At 66.8% G+C, this 24259-nt stretch carries 20 protein-coding genes and 4 pseudogenes; 10 read left to right on the plus strand and 14 right to left on the minus strand.

All coding sequences use genetic code 11. The annotated features are described in order from the left end of the window. Positions 1–349 (plus strand): integrase core domain-containing protein (locus tag AB0D31_RS32040; RefSeq protein ID WP_362729635.1); only part of this gene is annotated, 349 nt, incomplete at its 5' end. Positions 350–366: 17 nt separating this feature from the next. On the opposite strand, the gene AB0D31_RS32045 is transcribed toward AB0D31_RS32040, so the two are convergent. Continuing rightward, on the minus strand, positions 367–1032 hold the full coding sequence (locus AB0D31_RS32045; protein WP_362729637.1) for an IS5 family transposase: 666 nt from the start codon (positions 1030–1032) through the stop codon (positions 367–369). A 291-nt stretch (positions 1033–1323) separates the two neighbouring features. On the opposite strand from AB0D31_RS32045, the pseudogene AB0D31_RS32050 reads away from it, so the two are divergent. From AB0D31_RS32050 to AB0D31_RS32065, 4 genes and pseudogenes are all read left to right on the plus strand, one after another. Further along, positions 1324–2863 (plus strand): annotated as a pseudogene (locus tag AB0D31_RS32050) (ISL3 family transposase). Positions 2864–3086: 223 nt separating this feature from the next. Then, positions 3087–3901, plus strand: a protein-coding gene (locus AB0D31_RS32055; RefSeq protein WP_362729639.1) for an IS5 family transposase whose coding sequence is annotated in 2 segments (ribosomal slippage) — positions 3087–3429 and positions 3429–3901 — 816 coding nt in all. Because the reading frame shifts where the segments join, the coding sequence is not laid out codon by codon here. A gap of 140 nt (positions 3902–4041) precedes the next feature. Next, the gene (locus AB0D31_RS32060) at positions 4042–4539 is read left to right on the plus strand and encodes a DUF402 domain-containing protein (RefSeq protein ID WP_362729672.1); all 498 of its coding nucleotides are present in this window, start codon (positions 4042–4044) and stop codon (positions 4537–4539) included. Positions 4540–4584: 45 nt separating this feature from the next. Continuing rightward, a pseudogene (locus tag AB0D31_RS32065) lies at positions 4585–5460 on the plus strand (IS5 family transposase). A gap of 22 nt (positions 5461–5482) precedes the next feature. On the opposite strand, the gene AB0D31_RS32070 reads toward AB0D31_RS32065, so the two are convergent. From AB0D31_RS32070 to AB0D31_RS32080, 3 genes are all read right to left on the minus strand, one after another. Then, on the minus strand, positions 5483–6169 hold the full coding sequence (locus tag AB0D31_RS32070) for a histone-like nucleoid-structuring protein Lsr2 (protein WP_362729641.1): 687 nt from the start codon (positions 6167–6169) through the stop codon (positions 5483–5485). A gap of 571 nt (positions 6170–6740) precedes the next feature. Then, positions 6741–7286 carry a GNAT family N-acetyltransferase gene (locus AB0D31_RS32075; protein WP_362729643.1) on the minus strand — a complete coding sequence of 182 codons (546 nt, stop codon included), beginning with the start codon at positions 7284–7286 and terminating at the stop codon, positions 6741–6743. A gap of 200 nt (positions 7287–7486) precedes the next feature. Then, positions 7487–7609 (minus strand): hypothetical protein, encoded by a 123-nt coding sequence (locus AB0D31_RS32080; RefSeq protein ID WP_362729645.1) that lies wholly within the window; start codon positions 7607–7609, stop codon positions 7487–7489. Positions 7610–8195: 586 nt separating this feature from the next. On the opposite strand from AB0D31_RS32080, the pseudogene AB0D31_RS32085 reads away from it, so the two are divergent. Together AB0D31_RS32085 and AB0D31_RS32090 are read left to right on the plus strand one after the other, a co-directional pair. Further along, positions 8196–8951, plus strand: a pseudogene (locus tag AB0D31_RS32085) (RHS repeat-associated core domain-containing protein); the annotation flags it as partial. A 453-nt stretch (positions 8952–9404) separates the two neighbouring features. After that, on the plus strand, positions 9405–9704 hold the full coding sequence (locus tag AB0D31_RS32090) for a hypothetical protein (protein WP_362729647.1): 300 nt from the start codon (positions 9405–9407) through the stop codon (positions 9702–9704). Positions 9705–10201: 497 nt separating this feature from the next. Here the strand turns inward: AB0D31_RS32090 and AB0D31_RS32095 are convergent. The 5 genes and pseudogenes from AB0D31_RS32095 to AB0D31_RS32115 all read right to left on the minus strand — a co-directional run. Next, positions 10202–10498: pseudogene (locus AB0D31_RS32095) on the minus strand (integrase core domain-containing protein); the annotation flags it as partial. A 45-nt stretch (positions 10499–10543) separates the two neighbouring features. Beyond that, positions 10544–10825: an integrase core domain-containing protein gene (locus tag AB0D31_RS32100; RefSeq protein WP_362729648.1), complete on the minus strand. Its 282-nt coding sequence runs from the start codon at positions 10823–10825 to the stop codon at positions 10544–10546. Positions 10826–11793: 968 nt separating this feature from the next. After that, positions 11794–12408, minus strand: coding sequence for a helix-turn-helix domain-containing protein (locus tag AB0D31_RS32105; RefSeq protein ID WP_362729650.1), 615 nt, complete (start codon positions 12406–12408; stop codon positions 11794–11796). Further along, the gene (locus tag AB0D31_RS32110; RefSeq protein ID WP_362729652.1) at positions 12399–13274 is read right to left on the minus strand and encodes an alpha/beta hydrolase; all 876 of its coding nucleotides are present in this window, start codon (positions 13272–13274) and stop codon (positions 12399–12401) included. The genes AB0D31_RS32105 and AB0D31_RS32110 overlap by 10 nt, the downstream gene beginning before the upstream one ends. 30 nt (positions 13275–13304) lie before the next feature. Next, positions 13305–14534: an MFS transporter gene (locus AB0D31_RS32115; RefSeq protein ID WP_362729654.1), complete on the minus strand. Its 1230-nt coding sequence runs from the start codon at positions 14532–14534 to the stop codon at positions 13305–13307. Positions 14535–14593: 59 nt separating this feature from the next. On the opposite strand from AB0D31_RS32115, the gene AB0D31_RS32120 reads away from it, so the two are divergent. Continuing rightward, positions 14594–14950: a MerR family transcriptional regulator gene (locus AB0D31_RS32120; RefSeq protein WP_362729656.1), complete on the plus strand. Its 357-nt coding sequence runs from the start codon at positions 14594–14596 to the stop codon at positions 14948–14950. A 570-nt stretch (positions 14951–15520) separates the two neighbouring features. Here the strand turns inward: AB0D31_RS32120 and AB0D31_RS32125 are convergent. Continuing rightward, positions 15521–16474: an IS481 family transposase gene (locus AB0D31_RS32125; protein ID WP_362729658.1), complete on the minus strand. Its 954-nt coding sequence runs from the start codon at positions 16472–16474 to the stop codon at positions 15521–15523. A 330-nt stretch (positions 16475–16804) separates the two neighbouring features. Here AB0D31_RS32125 and AB0D31_RS32130 point away from each other — a divergent pair, with 330 nt between their 5' ends. Both AB0D31_RS32130 and AB0D31_RS32135 read left to right on the plus strand, forming a co-directional pair. Next, positions 16805–17173, plus strand: coding sequence for a hypothetical protein (locus AB0D31_RS32130; protein WP_362729660.1), 369 nt, complete (start codon positions 16805–16807; stop codon positions 17171–17173). A 164-nt stretch (positions 17174–17337) separates the two neighbouring features. Further along, a complete protein-coding gene (locus AB0D31_RS32135) occupies positions 17338–18171 on the plus strand; it encodes an IS5 family transposase (RefSeq protein WP_362729662.1) in 834 nt (277 codons plus the stop codon). A gap of 7 nt (positions 18172–18178) precedes the next feature. Here AB0D31_RS32135 and AB0D31_RS32140 read toward each other — a convergent pair. The 4 genes from AB0D31_RS32140 to AB0D31_RS32155 form a co-directional block, all read right to left on the minus strand. Next, positions 18179–19383 (minus strand): IS3 family transposase gene (locus AB0D31_RS32140; protein WP_362729664.1). Its coding sequence is split into 2 segments (ribosomal slippage): positions 18179–19092 and positions 19092–19383, totalling 1206 coding nucleotides; the frame shifts between segments, so codons are not numbered across the junction. Positions 19384–19518: 135 nt separating this feature from the next. After that, positions 19519–22077 (minus strand): FtsX-like permease family protein, encoded by a 2559-nt coding sequence (locus tag AB0D31_RS32145; protein ID WP_362729666.1) that lies wholly within the window; start codon positions 22075–22077, stop codon positions 19519–19521. Further along, positions 22077–22811, minus strand: coding sequence for an ABC transporter ATP-binding protein (locus tag AB0D31_RS32150; RefSeq protein ID WP_362729668.1), 735 nt, complete (start codon positions 22809–22811; stop codon positions 22077–22079). Before AB0D31_RS32150 ends, AB0D31_RS32145 begins: the two co-directional genes overlap by 1 nt. 38 nt (positions 22812–22849) lie before the next feature. Further along, positions 22850–23509 carry a helix-turn-helix domain-containing protein gene (locus tag AB0D31_RS32155; RefSeq protein WP_362729670.1) on the minus strand — a complete coding sequence of 220 codons (660 nt, stop codon included), beginning with the start codon at positions 23507–23509 and terminating at the stop codon, positions 22850–22852. Positions 23510–24259 lie beyond the last annotated feature (750 nt).

The following is a 24259-nucleotide window of genomic DNA, read 5'->3' on the forward strand; positions in this document are numbered from 1 at the left end:
CATGGCCCACGGCCGAGGCGGCCCGGAGCCCGGATGCGTGGTCCACAGTGATCGCGGAAGCGAGTACACGTCGACTCAATTCCGCGATCAAATAATGGAGTTGGGGCTACGGCAGAGCTGCGGACGCACCGGCTCGTGTTTCGACAATGCCGCAGCAGAGAGTTTCTGGGCCCTGCTCAAGGAAGAGATCGGAACCCGGACCTGGCCCGACCGGGCCACCGCCCGCGCCGAAGTCTTCAACTTCATCGAGACCTTCTACAACCGCCGGCGCCTGCGCAAGCACCGGACGTTCGGCTATCTCACCCCGGCCGAGACCAGGCAACGGCATCAGCACGCCCTCGCGGCATAACGAACGAGTGTCCAGGATCACGGGGAAACTTCAAACGTGCGCTCCACCCCCCTCGGCAGCACCACGAACCCCTCCATGTCGTCGGTGCGTTTGACGATCTGAAGGGTGAGCGCGAGTTTCTGCTGGCACCGGTCGACGAGGCCGCCAGTGTATCCGCCGTCTGCCCAGACGAGGGTGATGTCGCGGTGCAGGCGCCGCAGTCGCTGCAGCAGGCCCAGCGCGGCATCCCGGCCCCCGACGTTCGCGGCGGTCACCGCGACGACCAGGAGCAGGCCGAGGCAGTCGGTCACGATGTGCCGCTTGCGGCCGCCCACCTTCTTCCCGCCGTCCCAGCCGCGTGAGACGGACGGCACCGAGGCCGCGGCCTTCACCGACTGCGCATCGATGATCCCGGCCGTCGGCTCCGCCTCACGGCCCTCTCGCTCACGGACCCGTCCGCGCAGCCGGTCGTGGAACTCGTCGATCAGCCCATGCTCGCGCCAGCGGCGGAAGAAAGCGTAGACCCGGCCCCAGCCAGGGAAGTCCGCGGGCATCGCCCGCCAGGAGATCCCGCCCGCGACCAGGTAGCGGATCGCGTCCAGCAGTTGGCGGTGGCAGTAGCCCTCGGGCTGCCCGCCCCGGCCCTGGAGCCAGGCCGGCACCGGCAGCAAAGGCCGGATGGCCGCCCATTCCGCGTCTGTCATGTCGGAGGGATACCGGCGTTCCCGGTCGGGATGGTCGGCGGCGTTGCCGTACACGTGCGCGAGGCAATCACACGATGGAGCAACCGAGTTGAAGTGAACGGGTTGGGACGCGTACAACAACGACACCAGGGCCTCCCGGTACTGCTCGGTCAGATTCGCATCCCCGAGCTACCGAGGGGCCCTGTCTTCATGCGCGCACAACGAGAAGATCACCCCGGCGGGAAAGGGGGTGTCAATTTAACGGCCCTGTCTCACATTCGGTGGTGACGCAGAGTTGCGTACGTCGTTGATATGAGCGTGGAGAGTCTCAACGAGCTGGTGGCGACGGTGTTTTCGGGGATCTCCCCGCTGGTCATCGAGGATGTGATCGACGAGCGTGAGCGCGTCGTCGTGAGGGCACAGACTCCGGGAACGACCGCGGTCTGCCCGGTGTGCGGGGCATTGTCGGGACGTGTGCACGGCTATCACTGGCGGACGGTGGCCGACCTGCCGATCGACGGCCGGCGGGTCGTGGTCCGTGTCCGGGTACGGCGTCTGGTGTGTCCTACCCGCGGCTGCCGCCACACTTTTCGCGAGCAGTTGCCTGGGGTGCTGGAGCGATACCAGCGACGCACAAGCCGTTTGACCAGGCAGATCAAGGCCGTGGTCAAGGAGTTAGCGGGCCGTGCGGGGTCGCGTGTGCTGGCGATACTCGAGATGGGCCTGTCGCGTCACACGGCCCTGCGCACCCTCCTGCGCATTCCGCTGCCCGCCGGGCGGGTGCCTCGCGTGATCGGTGTCGACGACTTCGCTCTGCGCCGGCGGCACCGATACACCACCGTGGTGATCGACGCAGAAACGCATGAGCGGATTGACGTGCTGCCCGACCGTACGGCCGACAGGCTGGAAGCGTGGCTGCGCGAGCATCCGGGTATCGAGGTCGTGTGCCGCGACGGCTCAGCGACCTACGCCGAGGCCATCCGCCGTGCCCTGCCCGACGCAGTGCAGGTCGCCGACCGGTGGCATTTGTGGCACAACCTCTGCGAAACCGCCCTAAGCGAGGTCAAGGCACACAGCACCTGCTGGGCCGCCGTGCTGGACACTCCGCTATACGAAGGACCTCGAGCCCAGACCACCCTCGACCGTTGGCACCAGGTCCACGGCCTTCTCCAGCAACGTGTGAGCCTGCTCGAATGCGCCCGCAGACTGCAACTGTCCCTGAATACTGTCAAGCGTTACGCCCGCGCCGACCGACCCGAGCGCATGCTCCGCGTCCCGAAATATCGCGCCAGTCTCGTCGATCCCTATCGCGAGCACCTGCGCAAACGCCGGGCCAAAGACCCTGCCGTGCCCGTCCAGCACCTCTTCGAAGAGATCAAGGCCCTCGGGTTCACCGGCTGCCTCAACCTCCTGCCCAAGTACATCAACCAAGGCCGCGCGGACGCCGACCGCAGCCACATCTCCCCACGCAGGCTCGCCCGGATGCTCCTGACCAGGCCCGAGAACCTCAAGACCGGACATCGCGATCTCCTGGACCAGCTGACCGCTGCCTGCCCCGAGATGACACCTGACCACCGCCGTCCGGACCTTCGCCCCGCTTCTGAAACCTCAGCCCGAGAACGCCAACGCGCTCGATCACTGGATCGCCCAGGTCCGCACTGCCGACCTGCCACACCTGCACGCCTTCAGCCGCGGCCTCGAGCGAGACCGCGACGCCGTGATCGCCGCGGTCACACTTCCGTACAGCAACGGACCCACCGAAGGCGTCAACACAAAAACCAAGCGGATCTCACGCCAGATGCACGGACGAGCCGGCTTCAAACTCCTCCGCCACCGCATCCTCCTCGGATAGCGACACACTCCGCTACCACCGAATGTGAGACAGGGCCGTTGATTAGACACTCCCGCGGGAAACCTGTTCGACCCACACGTTCCATGATCGGTTGAGATACGGCTTCTAACTCGTGTGGTGTGAGTTGACGGCGAGAGGCGGGGCTGCTTTGGGTTCCGCAGGTGCTGGGGGTTGGCGGGAGTTAGACCGTGTCCTACATGGTCAGTTAACGGTTGTATTGGGTATGGGGAGTGGACGGTGGGGATGGATTGTTCCGGACGGCTTGTGGGAGTTGGCAAGGCCGTTGTTGCCGGCGGCGCGGGTTCGTCCGCAGGGCGGTGGGGTCGCGAACATCGATGATGAGGCGGTGTTTGCGGCGATCATCTACGTTCTCGTCAGTGGCTGTGCATGGCGGGCGTTACCGCCGTGCTTCGGAGCGTCGAAGTCGACCGTGCACCGCCGCTTCGCCATCTGGTCCCGCGCCGGGGTCTGGGGCCGGCTGCATCAGAGGGTTCTCCGACTCCTGGACGAGCAGGACTTGGTCGACCTGTCCCGTGCGGTCCTCGACTCCGCGCACGTGAGGGCTAAAAAGGGGGCGAACACACAGGTCCGAGCCCCGTGGACCGGGGTAAGCCGGGTTCCAAGATGCATGTCCTGTCGGATGCGAACGGACTGCCCCTACGCGTCGGACTCTCCGCGGCCAACACCCACGACAGCCTCGCCCTGAAGCCGATGCTGTCCCATTTCCACATGGGACACGAACTCCACGCGACGGATTCGAAGCCGCAACGCCTGCATGCCGACAAGGCGTATGACGTCCCGCACCTGCGGCGGTGGCTATGGGGCAAGCGCATTGGTGTCCGTATCGCCCGTAAGGGCGTCGACTCCAGCGAGCGGCTTGGCCGTCGTAGGTGGGTCATCGAGCGCACCATGTCCTGGCTGACCGGCTACCGACGGCTCAATCACCGCTATGAGCGGAAACCAGGCAACTACCTGGCATTTCTCGGACTCGCCGCAGCCCTCTGCTGCTACAAGCGGTTCCTCAAACTGACCATGTAGGACACGGTCTTAGTTGGTCGCAGTTGTTGAAGTCGCTTAAGCTTATGCGAGTTGGGGAGCGTCGTTGATCCCGGGGTGGGGTGGTCGGATAGGCTGCTTGCTTGATCGGGACAAACTTTACCGAGAACCGGGGCAGTGACATGGGGCAGCTGGTGGACGTGGTGCTGACCAAGGCCGGGCGGGTCAAGATTCGCTATGAGGCCAGGCTGCTGAGCGACAACGGTGCCCAGGTCTCGGTCCTGGCGCCGTGGGCGGCGCCCGGCGTGCGTGACTTCGGGTTCGTCCGGTTCGAGCCCGGCGACGAGTTCACCGAGCACTACTGGCGGGACCGCTGGTACGCCGTCAAGGAGGTCCGCACCGGCGACGGGGTGCTCAAGGGCTGGTACTGCGACATCACCCGCCCCGCAGTGGTCCGCGACCCGGACTCGGACGCGGGGGAGATCCTCGTCGAGGACCTCGACCTCGACCTGTGGGTTTCCGCGGACGGCTCGGAGGTGCTGCGCCTGGACGAGGACGAGTTCGCGGCCAGCGGCCTCGCCGACAGCGACCCGGAGGCCGCCCGGCAGGCCGTGGCCGCGCTCGACGCGCTGGAGAGGCTTGCCAAGGAGGGTGGACTACCCGGTCTCCTGGTCGGCTAGGGCGTGTGTCGAAAGTGGATCTTGAGCGTTGGATGATCATGGCTCATGGGGCGGGGAGATCTCACGGACGAGCAGTGGGCGGTGCTGGAGCCTTTGTTGCCGAAGGGGACGAAGGCGGGGTAGCCGCCCGTCTGGCCCCGGCGGCGGCTGATCGACGGCATACGATTCCGGGTCCGTACCGGTGTTCCGTGGCGGGACGTGCCCGTCGAGTACGGACCGTGGGGCCGGGTCTATGACCTGTTCCGCCGGTGGCAGCGGGACGGCACCTGGCACCGGATCTTGACGCGGCTCCAGTCTCTGGCGGACGCGAAGGGTGCGATCACGTGGGACCTGAGCGTCGACTCCACCGTCTGCCGCGCCCATCAGCATGCGGCCGGGGCCCGCAAGCAGGGGGACCTGCAGAAGGAGCCACCGGGCGGTGTCTTCACCGAGCCCGGAGATCACGGACTGGGACGCTCGCGCGGCGGGTTCACCACCAAGCTCCACCTGGCCGTCGAACAGGGCCAGAAGCCCATGTCGATCGTGGTGACGGCCGGGCAGCGCGGGGACTCGCCGCAGTTCGAACCCGTGCTGAAGAAGGTCCGCGTGCCTCGCATAGGTCCGGGCCGGCCACGCGTTCGTCCTGATCGTGTGCGGGCTGACAAGGCGTACGCCTCGCGCAAGAACCGCGCCTACCTGCGACGACTTGGGATTCGCTGCACCGTCCCGGACAAGACGGACCAGGCCCGCCACCGGAAGGAGCGCGGTTCCCGCGGTGGCCGTCCGCCGAAGTTCGACTGGGAGGACTACAAAGCCAGGCACGCGGTCGAGTGCGGCATCAACCGCCTCAAGAGGCGCCGGGCCGTTGCCACCAGGTACGACAAGCTCTCAGTCCGCTACGAGGCGACAATCCTCATAGCCGCGATCAACGACCGGCTGTGACCGGCACCGTCGAACCCGGCGCTCACCGTGAAGCTTCGTATGCCTCGCGGATGGCTGCGGGGATGCGTCCGTGGTCATTTACGAGGTAGCCATTCGCTCGCGCCCAGAGACGTATGGGTTCATCCTCCGGACGCGGTCTACGCGTCCTGTCAGGCCCGCTCCAGTCACCGGACGAAGCTCCCGAAAGCTGGTCAGCTACATCCTGGAAGAAGGCGAACAGCGAGGCGTACTTGCTGTCTTCAGGGGACATCCCCTCGCTCCAGGACCCCACCGTTCCGGTGCTTGTGTTCACGAACTTCCCAGAAAAACCGTCGCGCTCCGAGACGATTGGCACCCATTCCCTACGCCAGGACGGGCAATCAGGGTCTCCAGACGGTGCCATGTCCTCCATGCCCATCTTGTGGAGGTAGACACGCTCGATGTCCGTTAGGCCCAAGAGGAGTCCGCCGCTGGGGATGACGCCTGGGCATCCCAGCGCAACCAGACTCGATCCGGTGTGGGGTTGTTGACCGGCATCGATGTCGTTTGCCAGCAGCCACTGCCGCAGTTGCTGCGGCAGCCTTAGGCCCATGCGCAGTTCGGCTTCGCAGATGGCTGCCTGACTCCCCGGACCGCCGAGATCAGCGAAAACGTCAGGGGCATTCTGTTCAAGCCATGAGGTCACCCGGTCCCACGCTTGCCGTGCGTCTCCTGCCCTCTGATGATCCATAGGCAGACCGTACTCAATGGCACTGACATCGCATGGTTTCCACCTGGGCTATTGCAGGCCAACCGCGACGCCCAGCCTCCGGCCACTTCCGACACAGGCCCTAGCCGCTGTCCTGTGCCATCGAGCCTTGACCGATTGCTAACGAACTTTATGGACGCGAGTTCGTGTCGTCGAAGTCTGATCACCAGAAGAGGATCACGGCCGCTTCATCATTCGTTCGAATGCTGACATGAGAGGGGCTCTCCAGCGGACGGGATGCTGTTCCGTACCATCCCGGGGTGACCTCGCCTTTCATATCGACCCGACGCCGACAGCTCGCCGCCTTCGTCGTTCGCCTGGTGGGCCGCGCAGCCGGTCGGTGACGACTGCCCCACCGAGGGCCTCACACTGTCCTCCGACCCGTACGGGTCCACCTCCGACCCGGCCGAAGCCAAAGGGAGCGGTACGAGCCCCGCGTTCGGCTCCGGCGATGATGGCCCTTGCCAAGCGGAAACCCGCCATCCGCGCCTGCTCGGGTGGGTCGGCCTGTAGGTGCGCTGGAACACGATGCGCCGGATCGGAATGCCCTCGGTCAGAGGGGATCGAGGAGCACGAGGACCTCGTCCCGGGTGTCGTCGGGTGCGAGGCGGAGGGCTCCGGGCCAGCGGCCTACCTCACGCCATCCGAGTCGGCTGTAGAAGTCCTCCAGCCCCTCTTCTCCCCGGGCCGCGAGGTGCAGCTGTTCGAGCCCGAGTTCGTCGCGGGCGATCTTCCGCAGCTCACGCATGAGGGCGGAGCCGATACCGCGTCGGCGGAATTTGGGGTGGGCCTGCAAGTGGTGGACGGTGCCCCAGTGCCCAACGAGCCGGTAGGGATCGCGGTTGAGGACGACCCATCCGGCAAGAACGTCGTCGACTCTGGCGGTGATGAGCCGGCTGTGCTGCGGGTGGAGACGGCTGAGGAGCTTGTCCATGATTGGTGCGACATCGAGGTCTTGGACGGGTGGGAAGGGGAATCCGGCTGCCCCGCCGGAGTGGGTGACCGCGATCCAGCAGTCGATCAGCTGGCGTCGGAGTTCGGGAGTGGCCTCCTGGGCGTCGGCGATCTGGGCGACGCTGAGTATGCGAGCGTTCGACATGAGAAGGAGCATGTCAGCCGGGTCTGACATCGGAATGAGTCATACCGTGCTTCGTTCGCCAAGCGCCTCAACTGCCACGGCTGACTGCGGAAGCACCGCTCGCCACATAACTGCCAGTTGGAGTCGGCCAGTTGAGTTGCCCGCGGTCAGAGATAGGCGCCGCGATCCATCAGCCAAGACCACCTGTCGGGAGCAAGCACCTATGAGCGGCGAGTCGGGAACTGTCCATCGGGCTTTGCGATGAGGTACTGCTGGTCGGCGCTGCGTACGCGCTGCTGCTCCCGGGTGCGGCGCCGGTCCTGGACCAGGCTGGCTTTGTTCACGAGTGCCGGGTTCTGGCACAGATCTTGGGGAGCGGTCACGGAGGGTGTCCAGACCGCTTCACGTGCGCTGACTCGTCCTCGAACGGGTGGGACTGGCCCCTGCATACTGACCGAATGGACGCCCGTCGACCGTGCCTGAGCCGTGGCCACCGCCCGTTCGATCACCCACCAGCAGGCAGTGTGGAACGCAAGCGCTTGATCGTCCGCAAAACCTCGGTCCGGTTCTTCGCGACTTTCAACCAGGTGGGAAGCCGTTCGACCAGACTCGTCGGGGCCCAAGGCACAAGCTCTCCGCGCTCACGAAGCTTGGCCCCCACGTAGGCCTCCAGCAGATCGAGATGACGCACGTTATAGGCCCACAGGACGTGTCCACAGCAGCTCGTCTGCAACCACACCGGTGCTGGAAGTAAGGATCGACAGGGCTGCCCACGACAGCAGAGTCGACCTTCCGATCCTTGAAGAAGCCACACCCCGTGCACCGCAGCCGCCGATGGAGATCCAGGCTCCCGTAGCCGGCAGCCTTCTCATCTGCCGGGATCTCGGGGTGGGGCGTGACAGTGGCGCACCCATCACACCGAAGACAGTGCACCAGAACCCGCTGAGCACGGCCAAGGGCGCTCCCGGGCAGGACTGCCCCACCTCCGGCACGACTACCGCCAATACCACCTACGACTCGGCTGACCGAATCGTGGGCACCGGTTACACCTACGACGCCTTCGGCCGGACGACCGGTACGCCCGGCTCTGTCACCGTCGGTTACTTCGCCAACGATGTGGCGCGGCAGCAGACCACCGCGAACCAGCGCCAGACATGGGACCTCGACGCCGCCTTGCGATTCCGGACCTGGACGGTGGAGGACAAGACATCGGGAACCTGGACACAGTTGGGCAGCAAGACCAACCACTACGATTGCGATTCTGACAGCCCACGCTGGATCGTCGAGGACAAAGCCACCGGCGCGCTCACGCGCAACGTCTCCGCCCTCGGCGGTGGTCTGGTCGCGACGACCAGTGCCGCCGGGGACACCGTTCTGCAACTCTCCACGCTGCATGGCGACATAGCCCTACAGCTTCCCCTCGACGCATCCGTGGCACCGACGGCTCTGGACACGGACGAGTACGGCAATGCTCGCACCGGACAGAAGGCGCCCAGGTACGGCTGGCTGGGCGTCCGTCAGCGGTCGGCCGAGACCGTCACCGGTCATACGCTCATGGGCATCCGGCTGTACGACCCGAACACCGGCCGTTTCCTCTCCGTCGACCCCGTTTTCGGCGGGGGCGACAACCGCTACGGCTGCCCGGGGGACCCGGTGAACCAGAACGATCTGGACGGCCGGAAGTGGAAGTGCAAGGCCAAGTGCCAGCTCGCGGGCAGCGGTTCGCACTGCACCGGTTATGTGTACGGAGCGGGTTCGGGTCACAGTGAGGAGAGCGCTGCACGCGACGCGAAGAGGGACGCGGTCCACCAAGCGCCTCGCGGCTGCTACGCCAGACACTGCAAGCCGTTCGACTGCACGAAGAACCGGGTCCGCCAGTGGTGGGACGGCAACTACAGTCCGCGCAATATCCACCGGCACAACGCGCCCAACTGGATGCGGAGCGCCAACCACAATACGTGGGGCATCCTGTTCCACAGTGAGGTCTGGAGAGGAACGTACGGCAGCTTCTGCGGCTGCAGTCCCTGATGAGCTAGCCCGGGCCCACTCCTGACGGGCTCGGCACCCTACGTGTTCCCCCGGGGAGTCCCTCCCCGGGGGAACAGCGGCTTCACCCACACCCCTGATAGGAGCGCTGCCATGTCCGACCGCGACAACACGCCACGGCAGGCCGAATTGTGGCAGGTGACCATCGCGATGGTTGCCACACAGGAACAGCACGAGAAGCTGATGGACCAATTGACGGATGTCCTGTGTCCCGACCCCGACCACGAGGGCCCTTGCCCAGTTCCCTGGGCTATGCGCAGCACCAACGGGGACTCCCTTTCGCGGCGCAAGCGCAAGGCACTGCTGACGGAGATCACCGAGACGAACTGGAATCCCACCGGCGAGGAGGGCAGCGACGGGACCGGAGCCGACCCAGGCTGGCGGCCGGCCTAGAAGATCAGCGAAGGCGTTGGACTGCTATCTGCGACATGACGGGAAGCCTCACACCTCCCCTACGCGGCATAGGGGCGCGCGAGGCCCCGCTCGCCACATGCACTACGCGCGCTGAGTTCTGACCGGAGCTCCGTGACGCCCCCGCAGGAAACGCCCTCGATCGCTGGCACCGCGAAGGCCTTGGGCAGTTCCGTCCAGTACCACTTGTACGCGGTCAGGGCCGCGGTCTTCGTGCCGCCTGTCGGATCGAGCGTTGTCGACCCGGTCGGAGCGACCGTGGCCGTGGGGGACGCGACCTTGTCTTCCTTACTGTCCGGGCGGCTCGATGAGGTACACCCCGCGTTGAGGGCGACGCAGACAGTCAATAGAAATCCAGGAACTGCCGGGCCACTGTTCCAGCCAAGCTGAGCAAGTCGTGCCATCGATACCGCTGCCTCCCCAAAAAACCATCGACCCGGTACAGGCCTAGGGCCTTGACCCCGAATCCTGAACACGGGTTATGCCGCTTTTGCCAGCGTAGTTGGTGTGAGGTGGAGGGTGTTCTCGTAGGCGATCGGTGATCGTTGTCCGAGACGGGAGTGCCGGCGTCGGGTGTTGTAGCGGTGGAGCCATCCGAAGGCTTCGAGGCGGGCTTCGCGCTCACCTGGCCAGCTCTTTCGTCCCTGCAGAGTCTCGCGTTTGAAGGTCGCGTTGAAGGACTCGGCGAGTGCGTTGTCCGCGCTGGACCCGACCGCGCTCATGCTTCGTTGGACCCCTGCTGACGTGCAGGCTTCGGCGAATGCCCTGCTCGTGTATTTGAGGGGCCTCGCGTTTTCCGGACAGACATCTGACGGCCTATTTCACGCGATGATTCGCAACTTCTGATACTCGGCATGGACTTCGCGGGGTGGGCGGTAACCCACCGCCGAGTGAAGGCGCTTGCGATTGTACCAGAATTCGATGTAGCGGGTGATGTCCTGGCGGGCGATCTCGCGGGTCAGGTAAGTCACCCGTGCTACACGCTCGTTCTTCAGAGCGCCGAAGAACGATTCGGCCATGGCGTTATCAAAACAGATCCCGGTACGACCAGCGGAACGCCGAAGAGCGAGGTTGTCCAGAACCTTCCCGTACTCGGTCGACATATAGTTCGAACCGCGGTCCGAGTGGAATACTGCCCCCTTGGCCAGTTTTCGGTTCCGGGCCGCGTTACGAGCCCGGCCAATGCCGCTGCCACAGGTCCGTCAAGACCGTCCGTACGTCCCCAAACACCTGCCGTACTTGTCCTCTCGGGCAGGGGCTGCCGTCGATGACCATGATGCCCGGCACCAGTAGTCCGGAAAAGCTCAGTCGCGGTCGCTGAGGAGGTGACCGAAGGGCTGCGCGCCGCCAGATGCGGAGTGGAGTGCGAGCACCGGCACATCGACTGGCCCCCTCCTGCCATGAGGTGGCGGCCGTCCCTCACCGCGCACGAGTTGGCCGCACCTGCGGCTGCTCGCATGGGGGCTACACCATGCGGAGATCGCCACGGTGCTCGGCGTGCGTCCGCAGACAGCGGGCCAAGTGCAGCGCACCGTCGCCGCCCGGCCGTAGTGGGGCAGGCCCCAGTGCCTGGGTGAAGAGGTGGCTACCTGCTCCCCGATGATGGTGAAGGGGCCCACCACCACTCCCTCCGGAGCCCCCCATGGCTCCCTCCGCTTCCTGGGAGCTCTTGCGGGATAGTGGTGGGGGGCGGGGCAAGTTGATCCGATAGTGGACCGGGACCACTGCCGGGGGTTGGATCCGTCTGCTGGGGATCTTGACTGTTCGCGCTGGTCAGCCCTGCTGGGCAACGGTGTTTTCGCCGCCGACACCTTCTTGTACGCGATAGCCGTACCGCAGGTTGGGGTGGAAGCCGAGGGCGGGGGCGGCGCAGTGGCTGTGACGGGCGGGGAGTCCGGCCGGCCCTCCGGGGGAGGCACGGCGCGGTAGCGTCTGGGCGAGGCGCTGAGCCCGTCCGGCGTAGCTTGACTGTCCGGTCGCACCGAACCTTGAACAGTCTCATCTCTCCTTGAGCGCTCATCGGGGTGGCCGCGAACGCGAGAAGGCCCGACCGGTGCGGTGTTGCCGCTTTCTAGGAGGCCTCACTACTCGTGAAGTTCCGGTCGGTGGGACATGTTGCCGCCCGGGCCGGAACTTCTGTGTACAGCGCCTTTAAGGCGACCAGTCCCCCGCCCGGCCACCTCCGCGGCGCACGGTGGAGGCCGAGCTGCTGTCGGTGATCCTCCCGCGCGCTGTCAGCTTGGCGGCCAGTTCCGGGCCGGACCAGCGTGACAGCGGCAGCCCGCTCTCGGCCGGGAGTTGGCAGGCCAGGGCTTTGTTTGGTCTCGGTGACCTGTACGGGAGTGAACCGCGCCGGACGCCCGGAACGTCTGCGGTCGGTCAGAGCCGCTATGCCGCCCTGTGCGACGCGTCCGCGCCAAGTGCGCACCGTGTCCACGTGCAGACGGGTGTCGGCGGCGATCTTGGCGTTTGCCCGGCCGCCTGCTGCGAGGAGGACGATGGTGGCACGCTGTCTGGACTGGTGAGGGGCCTTGTAGCCGTAGGCCGTCTTCTTGAGCCGTGGCGTTCGGCGGCGGTCAGCACCCCCGTCACGGTGGCGCGTATGGGCATGGTGAACAGACGGCCTGTCGTCAATGAGAACGACCTTTGGTGGTTCAGCTCGTGGGGCCTGTGAGGTCACCGGCACCGGGCAGATGGGGAGTTCGGTGCGATCTCTTCGACCACCACGTGTCCCCGGTGGTCGTGGGGCTGTCGTCGGACGGAGGCGTTGCCGAGGAAGTCGAGGAGGAGCGCGGACCATTCCTCGGGGCGTTCGACGAAGGGCAGGTGCCCTGTGGAGAGCTCGGCGTACGTGGCGCCCGGGATCGTGTCGGCGAGCTGCCGGTGGTGATAGGGCGTGACCAGTTGGTCGAGTGTGGTGGAGATGATCAGGGTCGGCACCGTGATGGCAGCCAGGTCTTCGCGGACGTCGACCTGGTCGATGAGCAGGTCCAGGTGCTCGAGCGCGCCGGGCGGGATCGTGGTCGTAGCGGCCTTCAGGGCGGTGTCGAGGTTGTCCTGACTGATGGTGTCCAAGGTGGGGGCGCTCAGCCCGATCAGGGACATGAACGCGGCCAGACGCTCGAGGTCGCCTGAGCGGAGCAGGTCGCGCCAGAGCTGGGCGGCCAGCAGGAACCGGGGATTGGGGTGGGCGAAGCCGGCGGTCAGGACGAGGCCGGAGACGCGGTCGGGGTGGCGCGTGGCGGCACGGATCGCGACCGGGCTGCCGAGCGAGTACCCGGCGATGGCGAAGGTGTCCACGTTCTCCTCGACGGCGGCGGTGACCAGGGCGTCGGCCAGAGCGTCCAGGGCGAGGGGGACTTCGGCGCGGGGGGTACGGCCGGTGCCGGGGTAGTCCGGTCCCACGACGGTGTGGTGGGCGGTGAGGCTCGCCATGATGGGGCCGAAGTTGGTGTCGATGCCGCCACCGGCGCCGTGGGCGAGCAACAGGCCCGGGCCGGTGCCGCGCACGATGCGGCCAAGGGACGGAGGGGGCAGAGCAGTTGAGGACATACCGGGGTCTCGCCTTCGGGTCTCAAGGGGTTACTGGACGGAGCAGGTCATCGGGGTGCGGGGCTGACCGCGGCGTTGCCGGGCAGCAGTGGCGGCGAGGCCGACGGCGGCGAGCGTCACCAGCGCGCCGATCCACGGCAGGTCGTCGAGCGAAGAGCCGGCGGTGACGGCCTGGCCACCGAGCGTGGAGCCGGCTGCGACACCGAGGTTGAACGAGGAGGCGCTGACCGCCGTGACCAGGGTGGGTGCCCCGGGGGCCGACGCCAGTGCGCGGTCTTGCAGCAGCGGGATCAAGGCGGCGGCGATGACGCCGAGGACGAGTACGGTGGCGGCGGCCGCCCAGCGGCTCTGGCTGGTGAGCGTGAAGGCGGCCAGCACAGTGGCGAGGGCGGCGAGCAGCGCGCACAACGCTGCCCATGGGGCGCGGTCGGCCAGGCGGCCGCCGAGGATGTTGCCGGCTACGGAGCCCAGGCCGAAGAGCGCGAGCAGCGCCGTGACGGCGGAGGCGGTGAACCCGCTGACCTGGCGCAGCAGCGGAGCGATGTAGGTGTAGGTGGTGAACAGACCGGCCTGCGCGACCACGATGACCGCCAACACTGCGGCCACTTTGGGCTTGAGTATCTCCCGGGCCTCGCCGCCAGGGCGGTCGGCTGTCTCCGGTGCTGTCGGACGGACCAGCACACTGGCGGCAGCGAGGATAGCGGCGCCCAGAACGGCGATGCCGGCAAAGGTGGTCCGCCAGCCGTAGTGGTCGCCTATCCAGGTCCCCAACGGAGCGCCGAGGACCGTGGCGAGGTTCCAGCCGGCCGTCACCACGGCGATGGCACGCCCGCGGTGCCCTGCCGGAACCGTAGTTACCGCGATCACCAATGCCGTTGCGAAGACCGTGCTGTGCGTCAGAGCTGTCAGCGTCCTCGCCGCCGCCAGGACGCCGAACCCGGTGGCCAGCGCTGCGGCGGCGTTGCCCGCGACGAACACGCCCAGCAAGAGCAGCAGCGTGTGGTGGCGGGCGATGCCCAGCATCCCCAGGGTCACCAACGGTCCGGCGACGGTGACCACCAGGGCGTACACCGTCACCAGCACCCCGACGGTCGGCGGCGGACGGTGCAGATCCGTCGACAGCTCCGGCAGCAGGCCGACCATCACCCACTCCGCGGTGCCCACCACGAACACGCAGGCCGTCAGCAGAGTCAGTACCGCGCGAGGCCGCACCGGCGCGGGAGGGATGGCGGTCATCGAGACCGCACTGTTCGTCGTCATACGGCCGACGCTAAAGTCTCACATCAATGTGAGAGTCAACGCGATGAGGTGCAGGTCACATGCGTATCGGCGAGATGGTCCGGCGAACCGGCGTCAGCGAACGGCTGTTGCGCTATTACGAGGAACAGGGCCTGCTTCACCCGACCCGGCTCCCCAGCGGCTACCGCGTCTACAACGAGGTCGACATCGACACGGTGCGGCGCATCCGCAGCCTGCTGGCCGCCAGCCTGTCCACGACGGTCATCGCCAGGATCCTGCCGTGCGTCTGCGTCGACGGCCCGACCCTCACTCCCGTGTGCTCTGACACCATCACCGAGCTGCGGCGAGAGCGCGAACGCATCACTCACGCCATCAACGAGCTGCGGGCTTCGCGAACCATGCTCGACACCGTCATCTCCGCAGCCCCGGCTGCCTGATCAGCGCCCTGGGAAACGATCTACATGTGCGCTGGAAACAATCACTGCGGCCCTTCGTGCAGGTCCTGAATCCACACGCACTCCTTCAGCGTCAACCCCGAAGGGCTTCCGGAGCCGACCACTTAAGGTGCCATCCCCGTACGTGCGGGGAGCAGATTGCCTGAAGGGCGACGCTGTAGCCGCCCCGGGGTTCATCCCCGCGCGCGGGGATGAACCCGGTTTCGCGCGGATCTTCACCAACAGAGGTTTCTGCTCCCCGTGCGCGCGGGCGACCTGGCCGGGTTGCGCTGCGGGCCGTCACGACGGTGAGGTGCGAGGGGCGCGAGCCGATGAGCTTCGGAGCAGTCGGCGCGCTGGTCACGGAGCGGGCCTGGGAGCTCCCGGCCGTCAGCGCATCCTGCGGGAGCGGTGGGTGGCCATCGCCCCCGACCTCGCCGGTCTAGTCGTCGCCGTGGCGTACCACGCGGACTGCGGCGTTCACCGTGTGCCCGGAGTCGTCGGCGTGGGCGCCGAAGGTCTGCCTGGAGCAGACCCGCGTCATCGGGGCCGCCAACAAAAGTCCGCGGGGCGCTAGGTGTGTTGCCCTGTGAGGTTGGGGACGCGGCTGGCGGGTGGTTGGCCCTTGAGTGCGGTGTGTCCGCGGTGGTGATTGTAGGTGTGCAGCCAGGCGGGGTGGGCGTCGCGTCGTTCCTGCTCGCTGGCGTAGGGCATTGCGTAGGCCCATTCGTCGGGCAGGGTGCGGTTGAACCGCTCCACCTTCCCGTTGGTCTGGGGCCGGTAGGGCCGGGTTCGTTTGTGCGAAATGCCTTGTTCTGTAAGGGAGTTGCGCCAGAGGTGCGACTTGTAGCAGGAGCCGTTGTCGGTCAGGACCCGCTGGACGGTGATTCCGGCGGTGGTGAAGTAGGCGTGGGCCCGCTGCCAGAATCCGACGGCGGTTTCCTTCTTCTCGTCGGTGAGGATCTCGCTGTAGGCGAGGCGGGAGTGGTCGTCGACGGCGTTGTGCAAGAAGCTCATGCCGGCCTTGGCGCGGTTCTTGCGGCCCGCTTGCCGGCCGAGGACCTTGTGGCCGCCGCCGTCGGGGATGTTGCCGAGTTTTTTGATGTCGACGTGGACCAGGTCGCCGGGGGCGGCGTGCTCGTAGCGGCGGATCACCCGGCCGGTGGCGCGGTCCAGGTGGGCCAGGCGGGCGAGCTGGTAACGGGTGAGGACGCGGTGCACGGTCGCAGGGTTCAGCCGCAGCAGGTAGGCGATGCGGGCAGGTCCCCAGCGGCGCAGGAGGCGGACCTTGATGATCCGCCGCTCGGTGCGGGTCGGGGTCCGACGTGGACTGTGATGCGGGCGCGAGGAGCGGTCGCACATCCCCGCCTCGCCGCACTGGCGATAGCGGTCCGCCCACCGCTTCGCGGTCGTCGGTGAGACCTGGAAGCGTTCGGCGGCCCGCCGCAGCGGCCAGCCGTCCTCGACGACGCAGCGCGCCAGACGCAGACGGCCGGTCTCGGTCAAGGGTGCATTACGGTGGGGCATAAGGGCCTTCTGATCGTTCGTGTGTAGACGTCGCAATCCACACCGAACCCGGAAGGCCCTCACTCGTTCAAGATCACCCAACCGCGGAATCCGTCACCAACCTCCGTGGACAGAACAGCTAGGTCGTACGGGCCGTGCGGATCCTGCCCCCTGGCGCAGTCCCCGCGTCCGGTCCGGCCGACGTCGCTGCGGCAACTCCGTCTCCGGCCGTACCCGTCGTGCCGGCGGAGTGCCGAACGTCGAACGCCGGCTGAGGGTTTGCGCCGCGCGATCGAGGCGCACCGCGTTGCCGGGCAGCCGTCCCGAGTGGTTCCGGGTATCGCGGCAGCGGTGGAGCGGCAGACGAAGGCGATGCTCGAACTGTCCCACCGTGGGTTTCCCGAGCCCGAAACCGTCCCGGACGATGAGCCGGCCCTGATCGGCCAGGCCTGCATTCAACGGCGCCGTCAGGCCGCGGTGACCGAGGCTGCCGGCCCGTCCGCCCCGGCCTTCGTCGGCATCGACCGGTGGGGCCACATCGCGGGCGGCATGGGGCCGGACAGTGTTACCCGGGCGATCAAGCGGATCTCCCGGCTGGTTGGGGTGCCGATCGCTGGACTGGCCACTCGCTGCGCGCCGGACTGGCCACCGAGAGCCGTAAGAGGGCGTTTAGCCCACCTGCATACATGTTTGTCATGGTTCGTGGCGAGTGATTGGTGAGGCTGATGGGAGTGGGGATGGCGGCGGGGTGGGAGGGGCTGTGGAGCGGCTGTTGCACCCCATCTGCTTTTGTTTCATCCCAGGGTGCGCCGGTTGCGGCTAATGCTTCGAGTTCAGTCCCGTGCGCCCTGTCGGGCCGAACGTGGCTGCCGCCTGATTGCAGTATGAGCGAACGGCGGCGGTATCCCAGTGACCTGTCCGATGCCCGATGGGCCCTGGTGGAGCCGTTGTTGGCGAGCTGGCGGGACGACAAGGCCCGCCACGAACTCAACATCGGCACACCGCCCCAGCATGATCTGCGCGACCTGCTCGACGCCATCCTCTACGTGGCCCGCACCGGCATCCCCTGGCGCTACCTCCCACACGACTACCCGCACTGGAACACCGTCTACGGCTACTTCGGAAAGTGGGAACGCGACGGCATCTTCGAGCACCTCAACGCCCTGCTAAGGCGCCGCGTCCGCGAGGAAGAAGGCCGCACCCCGGAGCCGACCGGCTTCGTGATCGACGCGCAGAGCGTGAAGACCTCCACCAACGTCCCCGTCCGCGAACAGGGCGCTGACGTGGGCAAAAAGATCGTGGGCCGTAAGCGGAGCATCGTCATCGACACGACCGGCCTGATGCTCACCGTGCTGGTCACCGCCGCCAGCATTCAGGACTCCGTCGCCGGCGAACGCCTCCTGGACCGCATCGCCGCCGACCACCCCGGCCTGCGCAAGGGATGGGCCGACCGCGGCTACCGCGAATACCTCGTCGACCACGCCGCCCGCCTCGGCATCGACCTCGAAGTCGTCCGCCGCGCCCCCGGCACCAAGGGCTTCAAGGTCCTGCCCCGTAGATGGGTCGTCGAGCGCACCCTGGGCTGGCTCATGCACCACCGCCGCCTGGCCCGCGACTACGAGGCCCTCACCACCCGTTCCACGGCCATGATCTACATCGCAAGGCGGCAGGACTTGGGTCAGGGCAACCCGATGGCGGGCCTTGACCCCGAATCCTGAACACGGGTTATGCCGCTTTTGCCAGCGTAGTTGGTGTGAGGTGGAGGGTGTTCTCGTAGGCGATCGGTGATCGTTGTCCGAGACGGGAGTGCCGGCGTCGGGTGTTGTAGCGGTGGAGCCATCCGAAGGCTTCGAGGCGGGCTTCGCGCTCACCTGGCCAGCTCTTTCGTCCCTGCAGAGTCTCGCGTTTGAAGGTCGCGTTGAAGGACTCGGCGAGTGCGTTGTCCGCGCTGGTCCCGACCGCGCTCATGCTTCGTTGGACCCCTGCTGACGTGCAGGCTTCGGCGAATGCCCTGCTCGTGTATTGGGCTCCGTGGTCGGTGTGCATGATTGATCCGGCGAGGCTGCCGCGGGTGCGGATCGCCGCGGCCAGGGCGTCGGTCACGAGATCCGCGCGCATGTGGTCGGCGATCGCCCAGCCAGCCAGACGGCGTGAGGCGAGGTCGATGACGGTCGCCAGGTAGCAGAACTTCCCGCCGTCGATGGGCAGGTAGGTGATGTCGCCGACGTACTTCGTGTTCGGCTCGTCCGCGGTGAAGTCACGGCCGATCAGGTCCGGAGCCTTGGCGGCGGCCGGATCAGGGACGGTGGTGCGGTGCCGGCGGCGCAACCGGATCCCTTCGATCCCGGACTCCCGCATGATCCTGGCGACCCGCTTGTGGTTGACCGCCTCACCGCTCGCCTCGCGGAGCTCGGCGGTGATTCTCGGGGCTCCGTAGGTGCCATCCGATTCCTGGTGCACCGCTCGTATCCGGGTGGCCAGCTGTGCGTCAGCTGCCTGCCGCGCGGCCCGGTTCACGGCTGTTCGGCGCCAGTAGTAGAAGCTTGAGCGGCTGACGCCGAGGATGGTGCAGAGCCGCTTCACGCCGTAACGGCGCTGAAGGTCGGCGACACACTGGAAGCGGTTCACCAGCGCGTCTCCCCGGCGAAATACTTGACGGCCTTCCGCAGGATCTCGCGTTCCTCCTCGAGCTCGCGGATCTTCTTCCGCAGAGCCGCGTTCTCCGCCTCCAGCGGGACCGGCGGCTGGGCCGGTTCCTGCGTCCGGCGTCCCCGAGGACGGCTTGCTCCTGCAGCCCGGACCCAGTTCCGCAGGGTCTCCGGGTTGACCCCCAGATCCGCGGCGATCGACCTGATCGTCGCATCGGGCCGCGACTCATACAGCGCGACCGCGTCCGCCTTGAACTGCGGCGGATAGTTCTTCATGACCACGAGATGTCCGTTCTCAGATCCTCAGGATCCAGTGTCTCGTGTGTCCAGCATCAGGGGGCAAGGCCCGGCCGTGTTCGAGCCTGTTCTCCCCCCGCCCGGCCCCGGACAGGGAGAGAACACGTCAGTCGACCGGAACTACTCCCTGGCGCCGATCACGTCCGCCGGCTTGCCGGCCAGAGATACGCGGGCTGAGATCATCGTGGCCGCTAGGGCCAGGCAGGCGGCGACCCCCACGACGCCCGCGTACGTGATCGCGGAGAGATAGGGAGCCGCACTGCCCGTCATGCCGATGGCGAAGGCGGTGAGCGTGGCCACTGCGATCACCGTGCCGATAACCACCGCGAGCAGCACGATCGCGAGCGACTCCAGGCGCAGCATCCGCAGCACCTGCAGCCGGGTGGTGCCCACCAGTCGCAGCAGGGCGAATTCCCGGGTGCGGCCCGTCGTGGACATGGCCAGGGTGTTGACCACCGCGATGGCCGTGAAGGCGATGATCAGCCCCATCGCCACGAAGTTGACCGCAGCATTGGACCGCTGCTGGTCCGCCAGGAGCGAGTCGACCTGGTCGCCTTCGAGGACATGTACCCCCGGGTAGCCGCTCACCGCGGAGGCCACTTCCTCCTTCGTCCGATCGGTCCTGACGAGCACCGCCGAACTGAGCGGGTTGTCCACGTGCGCGGCCACCAGGTCATGGGCCATGGTGAGGTCACCGAAGCCCAGGCCGCGGTCATATACCGCGACCACCTTCAGTGACACCCGGGCGCCGTCGCCCATGGTCACCTCGACCTTGCTGCCGACGCCGCCAACGATGCCTTCGGCAACCTCGCTGACGGCCATGCTGCCCTTGCCCAGGTCCTTCAGCGAGCCTGACACGACCCCGGGATCCATGGTCTTGTCCAGGCCCTCGGGTGTGACGCCCTGGATCTGGAACTTGTCCAAGCCCACCCGGACCGTGCTGCGCACGACCTCGGTGACACCGGCGACTCCGGACAGTTCCCGTACCTTGCCAGCCGCCTGACCTGGCACTCCCGGCCCGGACGAGGCAATGGTGTAGTCCGCTCGGCTGCCTTCACGGGCCTGGCTCAGTGCTGCGTGTCCCAGCGTCGACTGGACGAAGATGATGGTGCAGGTCATACCCACCAGCAGGGTGAGCGGAGTGAGCGCGCCTGAGAACCGCCGCAGATTGGTCCGGCTGTTGGCCACCGCGAGGTACCCGCTGATCCGGGACACTCCGAGCGGCGTGCTGAGCGCCGCGATACCGGCCCGAGCAATGACCGGTCCCAGCAGCGCAACGGCCGCGGAGAGCATGATCACGCACACATAGGTGACGGGTTCTGAGGCCGGCTCCGTGTGCAGGATGCTCAACACGAACAGCAGTACCACTCCGACAACCAGGAAGATCACTCCAGGGATCAGCCGTTTGGCCACGAAGGGCCGGGTCTCCATCGCGGCCTCGGACAGCGCCTCGGCCGGGCGGATCTGTGCCACCCGCCGGGCCGACAGCTGGGCCGCCGCCCAGGCACCCAGCACAGTGACAACCACTGCGGCGAGCACTGGATACGGGCTGAGAGCCAACCCCAGCGCGTCGGGAATGGTGCCGAAGTCCACGAACTTGCCGCGCAGCCACGCGGCGATCGGCAATCCGGCGACCGCCCCGACACCGCCCGCGACCAGGCCGATGATGGCGGCCTCCCGGCCGATCAGCCCGCGGATCTGCCGGGGCGTCGCCGCGACGGCACGCAGAAGCGCCAGTTCCCGGTGCCGCTGCTGGATGGAGAGCGCGAAGGTACCGACCACCACCAGGATCGCCACCAGCAGGGAGACCGCCGCGATAGCGCCGCCCATGCTGATCAGCTGCACCCGTGCCTTGCTCGCCCCGAGGAACTCCACGGCTCCGCGGTCGGGGGTGCCGTGTACCTGGGCGGTGGTGCCGTCCAGCGCACCGGCGATGGCGCTCTTCAGCTTCGCCTGGTCGGCGCCCTGGTCGGCGCCCTGGTCGGGGATCACTCCAATGGCGGCCACCTGGTGCGGGCGCCCGCTCAGCCGCTCGGCCTCCTGCTTGGAGAAGAACAGCGACGACTGCTCCCGCAGATCGCCGCCCTCGGCGGCGGCGATGCCGCAGACCCGGTAGACGGTCGGTGCGCCCGTGGCTTGCACGGCCACCCGGTCACCGACCTTGAGGTGGGCCCGCGCCGCGAGTTCCCGGTCAAGCACCACCTGATCCGCTGCGGCAGGGGCGTTACCGTCCGTCAGCCTGAATGGCGTCAATGCCGCCGACTCCCAGGAGTGCCCCAGCGACACCTTGTCGTCCGGACCCGAGATGATCCGTCCCTCATGGGTGACGACATAGGCCGGGAACTCCTGTTCCGGCACCGCAGCCTTGACACCGGGGACGGCGGCGACTTTTGTGGTGAGACCGGCCGGCAGCCAGACCCGCTCGTCAAGGGGTTTGGCCTTGTTCTTGACCTTCTTCTTCCCGTGCTTCTCCTGCACCGTCACCGAGTGGACGTTCTGGTCCCCGGCCACCATGACCGAGGCTGCCGCGTAGCGTTCCGTCTTGATCTTCCCAGTCAGTCCCGTCACCAGAAGCGTGCCGCAGGCGGTGATGAGAGCCGCGGCGCACAGCAGCGCGAGGAAGGCCCCGATGAAGCCCCCCTTGCGGAACCGCAGCGTGCTGAAGGCATAACGAATCATTAGGACCACGCCCCTAAGTGCGTCATGCGTTCGGCGATCTGATCGGCCGTGGGACGATCCGTGTAGTCGACGATGCGCCCATCGGCGAGAAACAGCACACGATGCGCATACGAGGCTGCCACGGGATCATGAGTCACCAGTACGACGGTTTGCCCGGCGTCGTCGACGCACGCTCGCAGCAGCGTGAGGATCTCCTTGGCCGTGACGGTGTCCAGCGCGCCGGTCGGCTCGTCACCGAAGATGACGTCGGGCCGCGTGATGAGGGCCCGGGCGATGGCGACCCGTTGCTGCTGACCACCGGACAGCTGTGACGGCCGATGGTTGACTCGCCCGGTCAGCCCGACCCGCTGGATGATTTCGTCCAGCCAGCCCCGGTCGGCGCGCTCTCCGGCCAGTCGCAGCGGCAGGGTGATGTTGTCCCGGACCGTTAGCGCGGGCACGAGATTGAACGCCTGGAACACGAAGCCCACCCGGCGCCGACGCACATGCGTCAGCGCGGTCTCGTCCATGTCCGTGAGTTCCTCGTCGGCGATCCTTACCGAGCCGGAGGTAGGCCGGTCCAAACCCGCAGCGCAATGCAGGAAGGTGCTCTTCCCGGAACCTGACGGACCCATGACCGCGGTAAAGGTCCCGCGCGGGATCTCGATGGACACATCGTTCAGCGCGGTGACGGCCTGGCTCCCCCGGCCGTATGTCTTGGTGACACTCTCGAGCAGCACGGCCGGGCTGATCATGTTCTCCCCCGTACTCAACCTGTCCCTGGCTCTTATCCTCACGGACTCTCGTTCCTCTCTGACGCGGGCTCGAACGTGGCCCCTGGTCGTACGACGGCCTCGGTGGTCTCAGTCACGATCTGCTCCGGGTCGGGTGCCGGAAGCGCGAAGAAACGGGTCAGCACGGTCCGCGCCCCATCCGGAACTTCGTCGCCGGTCCGCTTGAAGCGGTTGATCAGGGCGATGTACTCCTCGAAGAAGGAACGCAGTTCGTCAAGGGTCAGCTGCATTGAACCTCGCGAGTAGAGGAAGGCGTCGGCCCACTCCGCGAGATGGTCGCTCTGCCGCTGTAGTTGCTCGAACAACTCGCTGTCCGCCGCGTAGGCGCGGCGGTTCATCTCGTCGATGACGGGCCGGATCTCCGCACTCTGCTGGCTCCGCTCGGGAAACCGCAGATCGACGGGCACGACCCGCCACCAACGTTCCCGCCCATGCACCTGCAGGTCCTTGGGAGCCTCCTCGATGAACCCGTACCGCGCCAGCTCACGCAGGTGATAACTGGTGGCGCCGGTGTTGAGGTCGAGTTCCCGCGCAAGCATCGCCGACGTGGCCGAGCCGAGCAGCGAGAGCTGTTGGAAGATCTGATACCGCCGTGGATGGCTGAGTGTCTTCAGAGCCGCCACATCGGCGATCTCTCTCAGCCTGGGTTCTCCTGACACGCATGCACAATTCCATGTGCACAGTATTTTGTGCAACCTTGTAGAGGCTTCGATGGGGGGTTTCCCCGATGGTTTTCGGCCAAAGGGTGCCAAGGGGTGGTCGGGGCTGCTGGTTGGTGGAAGGCGCCGTCGCGGAGCATCGCGAGGAGCGCGTCTCGCCGCTGTGGTTCGCTGCACGCGAACCGCGCAGAGCACTCCACAACCGGAACTGAACCGGCTGCTGTGACTGCACCACCTCGCGGGACACGCCTGCGGCGAAGAGTCCTCCCGTACATGTTGGCTGCGCGGAAAGCCTCTGGACTGGGGCGCGGGAAAATAGGCCGGACAGCGCGGGAAACAATCTCTACGGATAAGGCCTGACCAGCGACTTCCGTCGGTGCCCCTTGCGTACGGCGGGCAAGCCAGCCGAGCAGTATGAGTTTCCGTCCGTGATCACATCTCCCGCGATGACCGGAGAGCTGTCGTGCCATTTGACGTCTGCCCAGCTGGCGGGCTCGATCTTCTGGCCCTGAGTGAAGTTCAGTTGGGATGTCGCCAGCGGACAATAGCTGCGGCGTACCGGCGCTGGCTTTGGCCGGTGCGTCGACCGCCACGTCGAGCGCGGATTTTTCGGCGTTGACGGCTACGGAGTGAATCTTGTAGGGAAGACTCTTCGTAACGCTCGGAGGGGGGCTTGTTGGTGTATCGCGGGCTTGCTGGCCTGGTGTGTTGTGGGTTGATTGAGAGTGGCTGGGTGCGCGGTTGCAGCGG

The sequence above is a fragment of the Streptomyces sp. NPDC048361 genome, from assembly GCF_040651795.1.
Classification (GTDB): domain Bacteria; phylum Actinomycetota; class Actinomycetes; order Streptomycetales; family Streptomycetaceae; genus Streptomyces.

Bases quoted from the DNA above. Each gene is read 5' to 3' on its own strand.
- AB0D31_RS32075 (WP_362729643.1), bottom strand. From the start codon at position 7,286: ATGTCGAACGCTCGCATACTCAGCGTCGCCCAGATCGCCGACGCCCAG.
- AB0D31_RS32125 (WP_362729658.1), bottom strand. From the start codon at position 16,474: ATGCCCCACCGTAATGCACCCTTGACCGAGACCGGCCGTCTGCGTCTG.
- AB0D31_RS32115 (WP_362729654.1), bottom strand. From the start codon at position 14,534: ATGACGACGAACAGTGCGGTCTCGATGACCGCCATCCCTCCCGCGCCG.
- AB0D31_RS32135 (WP_362729662.1), top strand. From the start codon at position 17,338: ATGAGCGAACGGCGGCGGTATCCCAGTGACCTGTCCGATGCCCGATGG.
- AB0D31_RS32070 (WP_362729641.1), bottom strand. From the start codon at position 6,169: ATGGATCATCAGAGGGCAGGAGACGCACGGCAAGCGTGGGACCGGGTG.
- AB0D31_RS32145 (WP_362729666.1), bottom strand. From the start codon at position 22,077: ATGATTCGTTATGCCTTCAGCACGCTGCGGTTCCGCAAGGGGGGCTTC.
- AB0D31_RS32100 (WP_362729648.1), bottom strand. From the start codon at position 10,825: ATGTCGACCGAGTACGGGAAGGTTCTGGACAACCTCGCTCTTCGGCGT.
- AB0D31_RS32060 (WP_362729672.1), top strand. From the start codon at position 4,042: ATGGGGCAGCTGGTGGACGTGGTGCTGACCAAGGCCGGGCGGGTCAAG.
- AB0D31_RS32090 (WP_362729647.1), top strand. From the start codon at position 9,405: ATGTCCGACCGCGACAACACGCCACGGCAGGCCGAATTGTGGCAGGTG.
- AB0D31_RS32150 (WP_362729668.1), bottom strand. From the start codon at position 22,811: ATGATCAGCCCGGCCGTGCTGCTCGAGAGTGTCACCAAGACATACGGC.
- AB0D31_RS32110 (WP_362729652.1), bottom strand. From the start codon at position 13,274: ATGTCCTCAACTGCTCTGCCCCCTCCGTCCCTTGGCCGCATCGTGCGC.
- AB0D31_RS32120 (WP_362729656.1), top strand. From the start codon at position 14,594: ATGCGTATCGGCGAGATGGTCCGGCGAACCGGCGTCAGCGAACGGCTG.
- AB0D31_RS32045 (WP_362729637.1), bottom strand. From the start codon at position 1,032: ATGACAGACGCGGAATGGGCGGCCATCCGGCCTTTGCTGCCGGTGCCG.